13 protein-coding genes and 1 pseudogene are annotated in these 17141 nt (G+C 43.6%); 7 read left to right on the forward strand and 7 right to left on the reverse strand.

The features are described 5' to 3' along the window. Positions 1-84 (reverse strand): DUF2887 domain-containing protein (locus IM515_RS03200; RefSeq protein ID WP_287629637.1); only part of this gene is annotated, 84 nt, incomplete at its 3' end. A gap of 317 nt (positions 85-401) precedes the next feature. Continuing rightward, positions 402-893, reverse strand: coding sequence for a DUF29 domain-containing protein (locus IM515_RS03205; RefSeq protein WP_287630370.1), 492 nt, complete (start codon positions 891-893; stop codon positions 402-404). A gap of 148 nt (positions 894-1041) precedes the next feature. Between IM515_RS03205 and purL the strand changes: the two genes are divergently transcribed. Together purL and purF are read left to right on the forward strand one after the other, a co-directional pair. Beyond that, entirely contained in the window at positions 1042-3312 is a 2271-nt protein-coding gene (gene purL / locus IM515_RS03210; protein ID WP_287630371.1) for a phosphoribosylformylglycinamidine synthase subunit PurL, read from the forward strand. 381 nt (positions 3313-3693) lie between these two features. After that, a complete protein-coding gene (purF, locus tag IM515_RS03215; protein ID WP_287630372.1) occupies positions 3694-5157 on the forward strand; it encodes an amidophosphoribosyltransferase in 1464 nt (487 codons plus the stop codon). Positions 5158-5165: 8 nt separating this feature from the next. On the opposite strand, the gene IM515_RS03220 is transcribed toward purF, so the two are convergent. Together IM515_RS03220 and aroA are read right to left on the reverse strand one after the other, a co-directional pair. Next, positions 5166-6905, reverse strand: a complete 1740-nt coding sequence (locus tag IM515_RS03220) for an ABC transporter ATP-binding protein (RefSeq protein WP_287630373.1) — start codon at positions 6903-6905, stop codon at positions 5166-5168. Between the two features lie 195 nt (positions 6906-7100). Beyond that, positions 7101-8441, reverse strand: coding sequence for a 3-phosphoshikimate 1-carboxyvinyltransferase (aroA, locus tag IM515_RS03225; protein ID WP_002766276.1), 1341 nt, complete (start codon positions 8439-8441; stop codon positions 7101-7103). 116 nt (positions 8442-8557) lie between these two features. Here aroA and IM515_RS03230 point away from each other — a divergent pair, with 116 nt between their 5' ends. The 3 genes from IM515_RS03230 (at position 8558) to IM515_RS03240 (ending at position 11163) form a co-directional block, all read left to right on the forward strand. Beyond that, a complete protein-coding gene (locus IM515_RS03230; protein ID WP_287630393.1) occupies positions 8558-8818 on the forward strand; it encodes a hypothetical protein in 261 nt (86 codons plus the stop codon). A 23-nt stretch (positions 8819-8841) separates the two neighbouring features. Continuing rightward, complete coding sequence (locus IM515_RS03235; protein ID WP_287630374.1) at positions 8842-9384, forward strand: peroxiredoxin; 543 nt, start codon at positions 8842-8844, stop codon at positions 9382-9384. A gap of 438 nt (positions 9385-9822) precedes the next feature. Beyond that, positions 9823-11163, forward strand: coding sequence for an AAA-like domain-containing protein (locus IM515_RS03240; protein ID WP_287630375.1), 1341 nt, complete (start codon positions 9823-9825; stop codon positions 11161-11163). Between the two features lie 382 nt (positions 11164-11545). On the opposite strand, the pseudogene IM515_RS03245 reads toward IM515_RS03240, so the two are convergent. Further along, positions 11546-11791 (reverse strand): annotated as a pseudogene (locus IM515_RS03245) (WD40 repeat domain-containing protein); the annotation flags it as partial. A gap of 220 nt (positions 11792-12011) precedes the next feature. Here IM515_RS03245 and IM515_RS03250 point away from each other — a divergent pair. Both IM515_RS03250 and IM515_RS03255 read left to right on the forward strand, forming a co-directional pair. Continuing rightward, complete coding sequence (locus tag IM515_RS03250; protein WP_287630376.1) at positions 12012-13142, forward strand: glycosyltransferase family 4 protein; 1131 nt, start codon at positions 12012-12014, stop codon at positions 13140-13142. Between the two features lie 147 nt (positions 13143-13289). After that, positions 13290-14360, forward strand: coding sequence for a glycosyltransferase family 4 protein (locus tag IM515_RS03255; RefSeq protein WP_287630377.1), 1071 nt, complete (start codon positions 13290-13292; stop codon positions 14358-14360). A gap of 201 nt (positions 14361-14561) precedes the next feature. Here IM515_RS03255 and IM515_RS03260 read toward each other — a convergent pair whose 3' ends face one another. Together IM515_RS03260 and IM515_RS03265 are read right to left on the reverse strand one after the other, a co-directional pair. Continuing rightward, positions 14562-15515 carry a DNA-methyltransferase gene (locus IM515_RS03260; RefSeq protein WP_287630378.1) on the reverse strand — a complete coding sequence of 318 codons (954 nt, stop codon included), beginning with the start codon at positions 15513-15515 and terminating at the stop codon, positions 14562-14564. 432 nt (positions 15516-15947) lie between these two features. Further along, positions 15948-16730 (reverse strand): MBL fold metallo-hydrolase, encoded by a 783-nt coding sequence (locus IM515_RS03265; protein ID WP_287630379.1) that lies wholly within the window; start codon positions 16728-16730, stop codon positions 15948-15950. Positions 16731-17141: the final 411 nt, after the last annotated feature.

The following is a 17141-nucleotide window of genomic DNA, read 5'->3' on the forward strand; positions in this document are numbered from 1 at the left end:
GATTTCGGGGGGAAGGTTCAACAAATCAAAGAAACAAGCGGGAAATCTTTGTAAGAGTTGATAGAAAATACTGTCAGTTTTCACGCAATTAAACTCAAAAAGAGGCCTCTAGTTTAGCAGCAGTTTTTTATTGTGTTCTTCCGGAAGCTCCTGTTTTTGAGCAATTGGGATGACGACTGTTACCCAACACCATCGGAACCAAGATTAAATAGGGTAAGCTAAGACGCATCTTAACCGCCTATCCTTAAACCCCCCCGATGTCGGGGGGGTTGGGGGGGGTTGCCTCTTGCCAAACAATAACTTTAACATCTTAACCGCCTATCCTTAAACCCCCCGATGTCGGGGGGGTGTTGCCTCTTGCCAAACAATAACTTTAATATTCATCTTTAACTTTTTTGTTCTTATACGTCGAAGTAATGATCGATATCAATCGGGAACCACTCCCCATCTAATACCTGTTCGAGGGAGAAAGGAGGCTCCACAGGAATCGCGTCGCCAGTGACGGTTTTCGCTTGTATTAGGGTTTTCCGAGCGTTTGAGTAGGCTTTTTGAAAATAATCCTGCGCGTGGTTGGTGAGAGTAGTGGTTTCTAGCCACTCTCCTAGTTGAGTTCGGAAACTGGCAATTTCTCCTACCCAGTGACAGACGTTGCGTTCTCGCTCCCGTTCCGATTTGTGATCAGCTAACTTAAACAGGTGTTCGATAAGCTGGGTTAATAAACTCTCTACAGCCCGTCTGTCACTTTTTCCCATGCACTCCACTTCCTCAATCAGATTTTCCCAGTCCACCTCATCAAACTTTTTTAGCTTTAAAAGTTCGGCGGTTTTTGAAGCCCAGAGAACAAAATCCTGATCGTATAAGGCTTTCATTGATAAAGCTGTTTCTACTGCCATAGTTTCGTTCCAACTGATTATAAAACTATGTCTTTAGCTTAACTTTACTAGCGCAAACCCTTTTAACTTTTTTGTCTTTTACTAAGCATTGTAACTCGATCTCATCAGACGTTATACAATAAGTCTTGTCCCTCGATCGCATTGTCCCATGACTACCCCCTTCACTGCCGCAGAAATTGCCTCAGAAGGCATTAAACCCGAAGAATACGAAGAAATAGTCAAAAGACTGGGAAGACACCCCAATAAAGCCGAATTAGGAATGTTTGGCGTGATGTGGTCGGAACACTGCTGTTATAAAAACTCCCGGCCGCTGCTTAAACAATTCCCCACCACCGGCGAAAAAGTTCTCGTCGGACCGGGAGAAAATGCCGGAGTAGTGGATTTAGGCGATGGATTGCGATTAGCCTTTAAAATCGAGTCCCATAATCATCCTTCTGCGGTGGAACCCGTACAAGGTGCCGCTACCGGAGTCGGAGGCATCCTGCGGGATATTTTTACCATGGGGGCCCGTCCTATTGCTATCCTCAACTCTCTCCGTTTTGGTAACTTGCAAGATGCCCGCAATCGTCGCATTTTTGCCGGAGTCGTGGAAGGAATAAGTCATTATGGCAATAGTGTCGGCGTTCCCACGGTGGGCGGTGAGATATACTTTGATAATGCCTACAATGGCAATCCCCTTGTTAATGCCATGGCTTTAGGGCTAATGGAAACCGAGGAAATCGTTAAATCTGGGGCAAAAGGCCTAGGAAACCCGGTTTTATACGTTGGTTCTACCACCGGCCGGGACGGTATGGGAGGGGCAAGTTTTGCCAGCGCCGAATTAACCGATAAATCTATGGATGACCGGCCCGCGGTGCAAGTGGGCGACCCTTTTCTGGAAAAATCCTTGATAGAAGCTTGTTTAGAGGCATTTAAGACCGGCGCGGTGGTGGCGGCCCAGGACATGGGGGCCGCGGGGATCACCTGTTCTACCTCCGAGATGGCGGCCAAGGGAGGGGTGGGAATTGAATTAGATTTGGATAAAATCCCCGTCCGGGAAACCGGGATGGTTCCCTACGAATATCTGCTATCGGAATCCCAAGAAAGAATGTTATTTGTGGCGGAATCGGGACGAGAAGGCGAATTAATCGAGATTTTCCACCGTTGGGGACTTCAGGCTGTGGTCGCTGGCCAGGTAATTGCAGAACCGATCGTCCGTATATTATTTAAAGGGGAAATTGCCGCCGAAATTCCTGCCACGGCCCTAGCGGATAATACTCCTATCTATCATCGGGAATTACGGGCAGAACCGCCGGAATACGCCCAAAAAGCTCAATTATGGGAAGATAGCACGATTCCTATTCCCGAATCCTATAACGAGATTTTATTAAAACTGCTGGATAGTCCCTCGATTGCTTCAAAACGCTGGATTTATCGTCAATATGATCATCAAGTCCAGAATAACACCGTTATTCTCCCCGGAGGGGCCGATGCGGCCGTGATTCGCGTGCGTCCTCTGGGTGCTAATCCCGCAAATTCTCGGCGAGGTGTAGCGGCGACTACAGATTGTAATCCGCGATATGTTTATCTTGATCCCTATAACGGAGCTAAGTTGGCCGTGGCAGAAGCGGCCAGAAACCTTAGTTGTGTTGGTGCTGACCCCATTGCTGTCACGGATAATCTCAATTTCGGAAGTCCAGAGAATTCAATCGGTTATTGGCAATTAGCCACTGCTTGTCAGGGTATTGCCGAAGCTTGTCGGGAAATGAATACACCAGTGACTGGGGGTAATGTCTCTTTGTACAACGAAACCGTTGATGCAGCTGGCAGCCCCCAGTCTATTTATCCCACTCCCGTGATTGGGATGGTGGGATTAGTGCCGGATATCGGGCAAATTTGCGGCCAAGGTTGGCAAAAAGCGGGGGATTTAATCTATATTTTGGGTTTCTCTTTGCCAACTATCGGCGCTTCGGAATATTTAGCCGTTATTCACGGTTTGGTGACGGGAAAACCGCCAGTAATTGATTTTGAATTAGAAAGAAAGGTACAAGCGGCCTGTCGTCGGGGAATTCGCGCCGGTTGGCTGAAATCTGCCCATGATTGCGCGGAGGGAGGTTTAGCCACTGCTCTGGCAGAATGCTGTATTAGTGGCCAATTAGGGGCAGAAATTGACCTTTCTTGGCAGCATCAAGGCCGTTTTGACGCGGTGTTATTCGGGGAATTAGCTAGTTGCATTATCGTCTCCGCTTCCCCCGAAAATCAGCAAGATTGGGAAGAATATCTAAAGACACAATTAGGAGACTATTGGCAAATAACTGGCAAAGTTAGCGAAAAAAGCGATAATCTTTTAATTCTTGACCGGAATAAACAACCGGCGATCGATGTTAGTCTAGAAACTATACAGCAAGTTTGGTCAAAAGCGATCGAAAGAAGACTTTAGGGAAGGAAACAGGATTCAGGAGTGGGGAAATGGGGAAATGGGGAAATGGGGAAATGGGGAAATGGGGAAATGGGGAAATGGGGAAGTGGGGAAATGGGGAAATGGGGAAGTGGGGAAATGGGGAAATGGGGAATTTCAGCTAAAACCCTAACACCCCAAAACCCTAACACCCCAAAACCCTAACACCCCAAAACCCTAACACCCCAAAACCCTAACACCCCAAAACCCCAAAACCCCAAAACCCTAACACCCTAAAACCCCAAAACCCCAAAATCCAACACCTGATAACTGTTCTCAAATCACCATAGAGGAAAGTGTTAAAAAGAGATTAAGATAAGTTAAGATTTTGTATCAAAAGTAGCCCCAAACCCCAGTCCTCTCATGTCTAGCCATCCCGACTCATCCCTATTCTTGAACCGCGTCGATAAGCCTGAAGAAGCCTGTGGAGTTTTTGGACTCTATGCCCCCGAGGAAGAAGTAGCAAAACTGACCTATTTCGGACTCTATGCCCTGCAACACCGAGGACAGGAATCGGCAGGTATTGCCACCTACGACGGGGAAACGGTGCATTGTTACAAGGAAATGGGCTTAGTTTCCCAAGTTTTTAACGAAACTGTCCTTAAAACCTTGCCAGGTACTCACGCCGTCGGTCATACTCGTTACTCTACCACCGGTTCTAGCCGTCGGGCCAATGCCCAACCTGCTGTGATCGAAACCCGTTTAGGTAAACTTTCCCTAGCACATAACGGCAATTTAGTCAATACTTTTGAGTTAAGAAATGTATTAGAAAAGCGCGGTTGTGATTTGGTAACCACCACCGACTCGGAAATGATCGCGGTCGCTATCGGCCAGGAAGTGGATAGTGGCAAGGATTGGATAGAAGCGGCGATCGATGCCTTTAGCTATTGTAGCGGGGCTTACAGCCTTGTTATCGGCACACCGACGGGAATTATCGGGGCGCGGGATCCCAATGGTGTCAGACCGTTAGTAATTGGGGTTTTGCAAGAAGAAGGCAATCCCCCCCGTTATGTTTTAGCTTCGGAAACCTGCGGATTAGATATTATTGGGGCCGATTATCTGCGGGATGTGCAGCCGGGGGAATTAGTTTGGATTAGTGAAGATGGCTTATCTTCGGTGGATTGGGCCATGAAACCGGAGAAAAAATTATGCGTTTTTGAGATGATTTATTTTGCCCGTCCCGATAGTATTGTTCACGAGGAATCTTTATATACTTATCGGGTACGTTTGGGGGAACAATTAGCCAAAGAGTCGCCGGTAGAAGCAGATATGGTGATGGGAGTTCCCGATTCAGGTATTCCAGCAGCGATCGGATTTTCGCGCATTTCTGATATTCCCTACGCGGAAGGATTGATTAAAAATCGTTATGTGGGACGGACTTTTATTCAACCAACCCAACACATGAGAGAGTCGGGAATTAAGATGAAATTGAATCCTTTAAGGGATGTTTTACAGGGAAAAAGAGTTATTATTGTTGATGATTCGATCGTGCGGGGAACCACTAGCCGGAAATTAGTTAAAGCTTTACGCGATGCTGGAGCAAGAGAAGTTCACATGAGAATATCTTCACCTCCGGTGACTCATCCTTGTTTTTATGGCATTGATACGGATAACCAAGAGCAATTAATTGCGGCAACTAAATCGGTGGCGGAAATTCAGGCACAAATCGGGGTGGATAGTTTAGCTTATCTCAGTCACGATGGAATGTTAACAGCAACGAAGGAAGATCCGAAAACCTTCTGTACTGCTTGTTTTAATGGCGATTATCCGATTCCTGTACCTGATAATGTTAAGCGATCGAAGTTGATCTTAGAAACAGTTAAATAACCTCAAGGCTAAATCCTCTGAAAACAATCGGCAATTTCCTGGGGAGTTAAAAGGGAATTAGGATAACCGGAAAGTTGTCCTAATTTTTGTGCCAATAAAACCGCTTGGGGTGGAGTTAGATAGGTTTTGGCTAAGAGATCGGTTTGATGATAAGCTTGCCGGATTGGGGCATCTAAAAGGATAGTTCCTTGACCCATGATAATTACTCTTTCGGCGTATTCTGGCATTAAATAGAGGTGATGGGTGATCACAATCACCGTTTTGCCCATCTGGTGTAATTGACGACTCACCTCTAAAATTGCCTTAGCCCCTTGGTAATCTTGGCCGGTGGTGGGTTCATCAAAAACAACTATACGCGGTTCCATGGCTAAAATTGCCGCAATCACTACCCGCGCTCGATCGCCTTTCGGTAAGGAGAGAGGATGATAGGAGCGATATTCTAGTAATCCCATGGCTTCTAGACTTGCTTCCGTGCGTTGGGTGACAATTTCTGGAGAATAACCGAGATTAGTCAGGGCAAATGATACTTCTTTCTCCACAGTGGTGTTAAAAATCTGATTATCGGGATTTTGGGCTACATAACCGATCGATCGGGCTAAATCACTGACAGAAAAGCTAGTAATCGAACGTCCGTCAATCATAACTTGACCGCTGGTTGCCGAGAGAAGATTGAGAAAATGCTTGACTAAAGTGCTTTTTCCTGCGCCATTTTGACCGATAATCAGCAGATATTCCCCTTCGGCAATATCGAGGGACACATCCCGCAGGGCGGTAGTACCATCTGGATAGGTATGGCAGAGATTTTTTACCCTCAGTATGGGGTTTAGTGGGTCAGAAACCGACGATAAGGGAGGGGTTGGGGTGATTTGATGATAAAAGGATTTAATCTCGTTTAAACGGGCAAAACTGCGGTCTAGGGTGACAGGAATCGACTCGATCTCGCGTAGCGAGCGCGTTGCGACCGCCCCGATTTTCTGCTCGATCAAGGCAAAAGTAGTGGCCACTTGCGGGGGACGCAGGGCATTTTCCTGTAAAAGTTGTACTTGGGAGTAGATCTCTGCTGGGGTTCCCATAGCTTTGATCGCACCATCCCTTAATAGTACCAGGCGATCGGCATATTCGGCCATTTCCTCGGCTGCGTGGGAGACCATCACAATAGTGACCCCGAGATGGCGATTTAATTCCTTAATGGTGGCGAAAACTTCCTGGGATCCCACCGGATCCAGTTGGGAGGTGGGTTCATCGAGAATTAACAAAGCGGGCTGAACTGCCAGGGCAGCGGCGATCGCTAATCGTTGTTTTTGTCCTCCCGATAATTCCCCCGGGGATTTTTTTTCCATTCCCTCTAACCGGACTGCCGCTAAAACTTTGGGAATACGCGCTTTAATTTCCTCTCGCGGTAGCCGTAAATTTTCTAGGGTAAAAGCGATTTCATTTTCTATCGAAGTGGCTAAAAGTTGCGTTTCGGGATCTTCAAATACTGCCCCCACATAGCGGGCCAAGGTGCTAACGGGATGGGTTAAAGTATCTAAACCGGCTACTGTTGCATAACCAAAAAAACGCCCTCCGTAAAATTGGGGGACAATACCGTTAAGAGTTAAACAGAGAGTAGTTTTTCCCGCACCTGTGGGCCCGATAATACCTAAAAATTCGCCTCGATGAATTGCCAAAGAGATATTTTTAAGCACTAGATTGGAGGATTCGGGATAAATATAGGAAACTTTCTCTAATTGGGCGATGATTTCCATTATTGGTGGGGAAGAGAAGACGGGGGTGGGGTAGATAGGGAGATATTTTTCAGGAAAATTTGAATGAGGGACGCTTCTATTTTTTGCTACCTCGATCGATGACCTTGATTATCACACAGGTGGCCCACTACTCTGTGATTTATCCTGCAATTTTACCAGTTACCCCTCGCCCGTTCGCAGAAAAACTTAATATTTCTACTCTTGACAAATTTGCTTTAAGGTGGTAAAGAAATCGGGGTAGGAAATGCCGGCCGCTTCAGCGCGATGGATAGTGGTGGGTTGACGGGAATTGAGGGCAGCGATCGCTAGACTCATGGCAATGCGATGATCGGTAAAACTGTCCACTTCCGTGCCGAATAGGCCTGTACCGCCGGTAATCTCTAAACCATCGGGTAATTCCCTTACTTTTGCCCCTAGGCGATCGAGTTGGGTGGCCATCACCGTCAGGCGATCGCTTTCCTTCACCCGTAATTCCTCGGCATCCTTGATAATTGTCGTTCCTTGGGCAAAAACCGCCGCTACTGCCAAAATCGGAATTTCATCGATCAGACGGGGTATAATCTCACCGGCGATCGTGGTTGCCTGTAGTTGACTGGATTTCACCCGCAGATCCGCCACCGGTTCCCCCGTCACCACCCGTTGATTTTCGAGGGTGATATCTGCTCCCATTGCCTGTAAAACCTGTAAAACTCCGGTTCTAGTCGGGTTTATTCCCACATTTTCGATTAATAACTCGGAATTAGGCACGATTGCCCCTGCTACCAACCAAAAAGCTGCCGAACTTATATCCCCGGGTACAATCACCGTTTGTCCGGTTAAAGTGGGATAACCCGTCACCGTGACGCTATTAGTCTCCCCATCCACCTCAATATTTGCCCCAAAAGCGCGCAGCATCCGTTCACTGTGATCGCGAGATAAAGCGGGTTCCGTGATCGTGGTTTTCCCCTCGGTTAACAGTCCAGCGAGAAGAAGACAGGATTTCACCTGTGCAGAAGCAACGGGAGAATAGTAGTGGATCGGTTGCAGATATTCCCCAGAAACGGCTAAAGGAGCCAAAGAATGGGCTTTTCTGCCCCAAATTTGCGCTCCCATTTCCTTGAGGGGTTTCACCACCCTGGACATAGGACGCGATCGCAGGGAAGCATCACCGGTAACGACAAAAAAACGGTCCTGATGACCGGCCAATAATCCTAACATTAAGCGGATCGTCGTGCCGGAATTGCCCGCATCGAGGATTTCTAAGGGTTCCTCAAGATTGCCTAAACCCCTACCTTTGACGATCACTTTCTCGCTGTTGAGTTGGGAAATTTCCACACCCATGGCACGAAAACAACTAGCGGTACTGCGGGGATCTTCGCCCAATAATAACCCATGAATAACGGTTTCTCCTTCGGCGATCGCTCCTAACATCAGGGAACGATGGGATATAGATTTATCGCCGGGGATAGTGATTTTTCCCCGTAATCCCGTGATTTTGGCTGGATCGATGACTAAATCTTGATGGGATTGAAGGGGGTTAAGGGTGACAATAGACATGATCTTTAGGCAGATGAAGAGAAGCTCGATCTATTTTCCCCCTTTACCTCGCCCTTTCCTTGTCAAGTTATGTAAAGAATATTAAGCTAGAAGCATTCGGTCATCAGTTTTTTGTCATGCCCACTACTGCCCAAGAAGTTTATAATCAAGTGGTCTGTCACTTATCATCTGGGGAACGTTTACGATTGGCCACAATCATTCTCAATGAACTTGTCGGACAACAACAACAACCATCGCTAGATCAAAGTGATACCTGGACTGAGGAGGATCAGATCGATCTGGCCAATTTTTCCCTAAACTATGCGGCCAAAACTTTCTCTGATATTGATCGCTCCCGTATTAGGTTAAACTTATCACACCAAGAAACTGATAACTGATAACTGATAACTGATAACTGATTATGTCTCGTCGTCAACTGTTGAGTTTTTTAATTGCAGTAATTCTGGCATTTTTTGCCTTTATTCCCGATGCTAACGCTTTAGGTGGTCCCCAACCCCCTTTAAATCAACCGGCACCCGATTTTAGCCTACCGACTAACACGGGAGAAGGAAATATTTCCCTATCGGACTATCGGGGTAAGTGGGTAGTTTTGTATTTTTATCCCAAGGATTTTACCCCTGGCTGTACCCTAGAAGCGCGGCGTTTTCAGCAGGATTTGCCGAAATATATGGCTAAAAATACGCAAGTTTTAGGGGTAAGTGCCGATGATGTCGATTCTCATGCGGAATTTTGCGACTCGGAGGGTTTAAAATTTCCCTTGCTGGCAGATACTACCGGAGATGTTAGTAAAGCTTATGGTTCTTGGATGGGTTATGTTTCCCTACGTCATACCTATCTTATCGATCCGCAAGGGATTTTAAAAGAGATTTATTTAGGGGTAAATCCTGCTATTCACAGTGCCGAAGTTTTAGCACGTTTAGAGGAATTACAGGCGACTTCTTGAGATAATTGGTCTTGAATCTAGAAATTATCTTGATAAAAGCTATCTGCAGCCGATGAGATCAAAAAAATCCCGACCACGATTTTTTCATCGGTGCGGGATATATAACAACCTTAACCGAGATAATCAGGACTAATTGCAATTATCGTCCTTATCACCCTTACAGTCACGGTTTTGTAAAATTAGCGGCGAAGAGGAACGGTCAAAATGGTTATCTTGACTATTAACCGCTAAAGTGTGAGGAATTGAACCTAACAGCAAGGAGGCCACAACAAACAAGGTTAACGAGATTTTCATGGTTTTACTCCCTTAGACACTATCAGGTAATTGACCTACTTTTACCATAGGGCCTTCCCTCTCGGATGTCAGTCCCATTGCCAAGAGGGAAAAAGGGGTTAACATGGAAAAAAAGGGAATATAAGTAGAATAAAGTAGAACGGGATGAAACCACAGGGATGGGACGAGTTTCTCAAACATATAGCTAGAGAATACGGTGTTCAAGGCAAATTAAAGGAAATTTTTTGGGTTCGTTTTGCCTACGAAAATTGGCGCAAACCAGATGAGGAAATTTGGGAAATGGCCGAGGCTGCCAGCCATGAAACCTATAAAAAACAGATGACTAAAATCTATAGCTATTTCTCGGCAGATAAAGATAATGGCTGTCCCGAACTCGAATTAGGTAGTAAAGGGCCGGGTAAGTTCCAAATCCTCCGAGAATGGTTCAAAGATATCAAATATCCTCAATGGAAAAATCACCCCACCCCGATACTAGCAGAAAAATCAGTTATAGATACTTATATTAGCCGCCCTCCCGTCGAAAGCGACTGTTATCAAGAAATTAATCGTCCAGGGTCACTCATTCGCATTAAATCCCCCGAAAAGACTGGTAAAACTTCTCTCCTTAAACATCTGCTCGCTCAGGCAGATAGTTGGGGACATAGCACAGTTTATATTAATTGTCAAGTGGCAGAAAAGGCGATGTTTGCCAGTTTAGACCGATTTTGTCGCTGGTTTTCGGCAAATGTCAGCCGAGAATTGGGTTTAAAGCCGCAATTAGATGAATATTGGGATGAGGAACTATTTGGCAGTTTAATCAGTTGTCAAACCTATTTTCAGTCCTATCTTTTGGAACAGATTAACAGACCTCTTTTTTTGGCCCTAGATAATTTAGACAGAATTTTCGAGTATCCCGACATCGCTAGGGATTTTCTGCCGCTTTTGCGCTGTTGGCACGAAGAAGCTAATAATTTGGAAATCTGGCAAAATTTGCGGTTAGCGATTGCTAATTCCACGGAAATCTATATTCAATTGGACGCTAATCAATCTCCCTTTAATGTCGGCCGCGCGATTAAATTACCCGGTTTTAGCCTCGAACAACTGGAAAACTTGGCTAGTAGCTACGGATTGCCTAAAAATGACGATAATCAGCGTTTTATTAGCGATTTAATCGCTCTAGTCGCTGGTCATCCCTATCTTAGTCGTTTGGCCCTAGAAGCGCGGGTGCGCGGGGAAAAAAATATTCTCCCTAATGCTGCTACCCAAGGCGGAATTTATGCGGCACACCTGCGTCATCACTGGGATAATCTGCAAAAACAGCCGGAATTATTGACAGGGATGGGGGAAGTGGTTAATTCTTCCGATAAGGGAGCGCGATTAGAACCGATTACTGCCTATAAACTGGAAAGTATGGGTTTAATTCAGTTAAAAGGCGATCTAGCCCAGCCTAGCTGTCAATTATATCAGCTTTACTTCCGAGAGGAACAAACCGGCAGCGATCTCTAGTGGATAATTATACTAAATCCGTTGAGTACAGGCTAGTTATGAGGAGAGGCACTCATGCAAAGGGGAATAAATAATCAGTTTTTAATAACCGGATTTAGTATCACATTTGCAGAAATATCGACAATCAGCAATTATTAGTGACTCTTAAATTATTACAAATATATCAGCAGCTGCGTGTAAGCATCCCACCGAAAAGCTCATGCGCAGGGGGTTCGGGGGAGGCGCTTCGTCCCCCGACGGGGGGTTTGGGGGGTAGAACCCCCCAAAAGCTTGGATTGAGTAATAAAATCAGAAGTAACGATCAATTTTGGCAGATAGTTTCCCTTTAAAAATCCCAACTTAGTAGATTTACAAAAATGAGATGCACCCGCTCAAAGATTGTTCAACTTGCTAAAGATTGTAGTTCGGAAGTGCCATAAACTCTCACGATTTTATCTTGGCAGGCCGTGGCGATATAATTACCGTCGGGACTAAAACAAACGGAATAGATTTTTTGGGGATGGGGAATAGAAATAATGGCTTTTCCTGCTTTTAAATCCCATAATTTTAATCTTTTATCATCACTACCACTGGCTAATAGTTGATTATTAGGACTAACACTAACTGAATTGATATGATCACTATGTTCTAGGGTGGGTGAGGGGACAATAATCGAAAAAATTGCCCGATAAATTAAGTATTCGCCGTAACCTAGCCCAAAAAGACCGCTATTTAGGGACGTTATAGGGTAAGATTAACTATTAGGGTGGAGTTTATTGCCGATTTTAATCTTGTCCTAACCGAGCAAAATTGACAATTAAATGTGTAATTTTTAAAATATCTATCCCGTCAATCTCATCTAACCGCAAATGCTTAAAATTTTAGTTGATGGTACACCGATAAGACAAAATCCTAGTGGAATTGGATTATATGCTTATCACCTGATTGCCGAATTAGCTAAATTACAAAATCAAGAAAACTTTTCCCTGTCCCTCTGTTTTCAACCATCGGTAAAAAACTGGCTGCGGGGTAATCTTTCTATCCCCGAAAAACTGCAATCCTATCCAGAGGTTAAATGTTTACCAATTCCCGTCAGTCTTAGCAATATCTTAACCCGATTTCCTAATCCTCTAATTCCCTATCTAGAAAACTTTCTTGATTCTCCTGATATTCTCCACGGATTGGATCATGTGGTGTATCCTTGTCGTCAGAGTCGCAAAGTTATGACTATTCATGATGTTACTTTTATTAAATATCCTGAGTTTGTCACGGGGATTGTCAAAACCTACACCCAACGGATTAAACAATCTCTACAATGGACAGATTTAGTTATTGCTAACTCCGCAAGTACCAAACGAGATATTATCGAATATTTAGATGTGAACCCAGAGAAAATTTTTGTTACTCCCCTCGCAAGTCGTTATTCTTCCCTCCCCAATACTCCCTCATCTCTAACTATCACTAAACCCTATTTACTATTTGTTAGTACCCTAGAACCACGAAAAAATATTATTAATCTTATCACTGCTTTTAACTATCTCAAGGACAGGTATAAATTAGACCATAATCTGATTCTGATTGGCAAAAAAGGATGGAAGTATGAACCAATTTTCGATAAAATATCTCAGTCTCCCTTCCGAGATAGTATCCAACATCTTGATTATCTTGCTGATGACTTAGTTGCGGATTATTATCAAAAGGCCGATGTTTTTGTCTATCCTTCTTTTTATGAAGGTTTTGGATTACCAGTTTTAGAAGCGATGACTTTAGGTTGTCCTGTGGTAACTGCTAATACTGCATCCTTACCGGAAGTCACGGGAGACTCGGCAATATTAATTAATCCCGATAATCCCCTAGAAATTGCCGCAGCAATCTATCAGGTGATTAGTGATACCTCTCTCCGTCAAGAATTAATCACTAAAGGAAAAAAACAAGCGGCAAAATTCTCTTGGCAAAAAACCGCACAAGCTACTATAAAAGCTTATCGTTCTCTTTTATAATAAGTAAGTAGTTATCATTAAATTGAAGATAGATTTTGCCTCTGATCCCCCCTTGATAAGGGGGGTGCTGATCCCCCCTTAATCCCCCCTTGATAAGGGGGGTGTCTGACAACTTTTAACACCTACCTACTTAACTAGCTAATATCTATGAATAAAAATAATCAATTATTAATCAATCTCGCTTTTCTCGGTACTAAATATACTGGGTTGACTACCTATACTAAAAATCTCATTCCTCAATTAGCTAACTTAAATCCTACCCTAATCACTTCTAATAGTTACCCAAATTTTAACACCTATCCTGTGTCGGCAAACCTCACCCAAGAACAGGGAACTAAAGGCAATATTAGGCGCTTAATTTGGACAGAAACCCAACTCTATCAAACCTATCAACAATTGAAATCTTCCTTGCTATTTACCCCCATTCCCGAAGCACCTATTTATGGAAATTGCCGCTATATTGTCACAGTTCATGATTTAATTCCCCTGCGATTTCCGAAATTTTCTCCCCTAACTTTTTATAATAAATACTATTTACCCCAAGTCCTGAAAAAAGCAACACATATTATCGCTGTTTCCCAAGCAACGGCCGCCGATATTAATAAGTTTTTTGACATACCTCTTGACAAAATAACCGTGATTCTTTCTGGATATGATTCTCAAAATTTTCGTCCTCTAAATCTGGCGACTCGTCCCTATTTTCTCTATCTTGGTCGTTATGATCCTCATAAAAATCTCGCTCGTTTAATTACTGCTTTTTCCCAAATCGCTCCCGAATATCAATTATTAATTGTCGGTCAATTTGACCCCCGTTTTACCCCGGCTCTACAGCAACAGGTAGAAGCATTATCAATCTCTCAACGAGTGCAATTTTTAAACTATGTTTCCTATGAAGAATTGCCGCAACTTTTAAACCAAGCAACTGCTTTAGTTTATCCCTCCCTTTGGGAAGGTTTCGGATTACCTGTACTAGAAGCGATCGCCTGTGGAACTCCTGTAATTACTTCTAATCTTTCCTCTCTCCCGGAAGTCACAGGAGATGCGGCAATTTTAATTAATCCCTATAGCATTGATGAGATGAGAGAGGCAATGCAGCAAATCGCTACTGATGAACAATTACGCCTTAAATTAAAATCCCTGAGTCGCCAACGCGCCGAGCTTTTTAGTTGGGAAAAAACTGGACAAGAAACTGCAACAATTCTGCAAAGTTTTCTCTAAAAATGGTGACAAAAAAACTGATCAATCATTGTAGGATGGGTTATACTAAATCCGTTGAGTAACGCACAGAAAACGGGTTTCTCGGAGAAACCCGTTTTCTACAGAATAAATAATCAGTTTTTAATAACTAGATTTAGCATCAACTCATAGTAGATGGATTCATGAATCCATCTACCTGGGGGGGAGATTAAGTGTTACTTCCTATATATTATTGTGCCATTCTTCGGGAATTTGAGCAACTTTTTCCTTACCATTAGGCTGATGAATAGGTTTTCCTAAAGGACGAATTTTGAGATTTCCTTGCAAATAAGCGGCGATTCTTTCCCTGGCAATTTTCACATATTCTGCTTCTTTTTCACTCCCCATAACTCGACGATTGTGCATAATACTAGCAATCAGAGAAGTTCCAACCCCAGCAAAGGGATCAAAAACCCAATCCCCCTCATTTGTCAAGGCTAAAACACATCTTTCTACTAATTCGATTGGATATTGACAAGGATGGATAGTTTTCTCTGGATGATTAGATTTAACGTTAGGAATATCCCACAGTAACTCATCCCATTCTTGTGCCAAAAACTCCCAAACATCGCTAGGATTTTTCCCTAAAGGATTACCAGAGGGTTTACCGATATTTTTACCTTTAAAATGACGCTTACCGGGGTATTTAGCGGGGATTCTCACTGGATCAAGATTAAAGGTATATTTATCGGTTTTTGTCAACCATAAAATAGTTTCATATCTGCCAGAAAATCTTTTAGAAGTATGTAATCCATGGCCAAAATGCCAGACAATTCTATTTCTTAAAAAGAAACCCATTTGTTTAAATAGCTGATAATAAAAAATATCTAAAGGATAAACTTCTCCCTCTTGAACAAAATTTCCCACCTGCCAGCAAATACTACCATTATCTTGCAATATCCTAGAGAATTCTCGCAGAATTTTGGTCTGGGTTTCCAGATAAGTATCCAAAGAGATTTTTTTTTCGTAGTCTTTTCCTAAATTGTAGGGAGGAGAAGTAATAATCAAGCTCACAGAATTATCTGGTATAGTCTTGATAAAATTATTGCTATCTCCTTGATAAAGAATTATTTCGGCATCAGGTTGATAAAAGTCTCGTACTGATTTTGACTGAGAAAATAAGGGCAACTGATTCATAGACAATTTAGCAGAGAAGAGCCACTTTTAATTAGGGTTTGCGGCAAAAAGTTTTTCCTGGGGGCAGGGTGTGACCCCCCCAACCCCCCCGACATCGGGGGGGCAGGTGGGGTGTGGGGTGTGGGGTTTTACCCATTTTACATCCAATATTCAAGAGAGCCAGTTTTTTCAAACAATTAATGTCATCTGTAGCCAGCAAAGATAAGTAGCTGGTTATAATTAAATTAGAAATGGATTTTAGGTTCGATCCCCCCCTGCCCCCCTTGATAAGGGGGGTGCCGATAGGCGGGGGGATCCCCCCTTGATCCCCCCTTAATAAGGGGGGCATCTGAAAGTTTTTAATACCTATCTACTTATAACAAAAATTCTACTTTTTTAGATAAAAATCGGGAAGAAAGTTTTAACTGTTTTCTATTCTTCCCTTAACTCAGATTAGCTCAAACCCGGAACGCACTCACCTAATTCCACTGTAAAAGGCTGCCAAGGACGAGGATCAATTACCTTTGTCGGCAAGTCATGGGATGTTAATAATTCTTGAAAAGATTCGGGACTACCCCCAGCACTTAACACCGCCATCAATAATCCTTTAAACTCGATATCACCACCGGCAGCGGTGGAAATAATATATTCGGGCTGCAAGCGTTGACAGACTGCTAAGGCGCTTTCTTGTCCTTTGATTACCGGTCCGAGGAAAGGTATTTTTAAGTCAATCAAAGGAGTGATAATCACGGAGATTTTACCAAGAGAATCGAGGCTAGGAGAATGATAACCGTGGGGTTCGTAGTAGATACTCTGATTTGTCGCTAATTCCTTGATAACATAACCATTTTCCACCAGAGTCGGCCCGACTGGAGAACCGGGGACAGCAGTAATTTCGATCGCATTGTCAAAGATATAACTAGCACCGTGGGTTAAAGGGATGCGATGGGTATAATTGAGCGCTCGAACCACTTTTTCGGCATTTGGAGAAGCTACCACGGGAATTTGGCGATCGAGTACCTGTAAAGTGGGAGGATGAGCGTGATCTTCCAAACCTTGGGAGAGAAGAATCAGATCGATATGTTCGGGAATGGCATGATTAGCGGTTTTTTTGCCCTCAAATAGCCAAGTTAAATTGCCAAAAGTCAGGGAACCTACCAACCAAGGATCGAGAAGCAGGCGTTTTCCCCCGATTTCGATTAACCAAGAATTACTATCAAGCCAAGTTAACTGCATATAACAAGAATGAGGATTTTCTTAATTTAATTTAACATTACCATTAATTTTTCTGCGCTTGGGGGTTTTTCAGTCATCAGTGAATGCCATTCATAGCAGTTATCTTAATGGTGAGGTAGGAAGTCTCTGGTTTTAGGGAACAGGCAACAGTAGCCAGTCGTTCGGGGATGATACCAAATTAAGTAGCTGGTTATAATTAAATTAAAAATGGATTTTAGGTTCGATCCCCCCAACCCCCTTGATAAGGGGGGTGCCGATAGGCGGGGGGATCTGAAAGTTTTTAATACCTATCTACTTGGGTTACACTTCATCTTGAGGAGAAACGCTGTAACACTCCTCACTTAATGCTGTTCACTGAAAACCCAAATCTGATCACTGATTACTGATTACTGATCACTGATCACTGATTAG

Origin of the sequence: Microcystis sp. M44BS1, assembly GCF_020244875.1 — a bacterium.
Lineage (GTDB): Bacteria > Cyanobacteriota > Cyanobacteriia > Cyanobacteriales > Microcystaceae > Microcystis > Microcystis panniformis.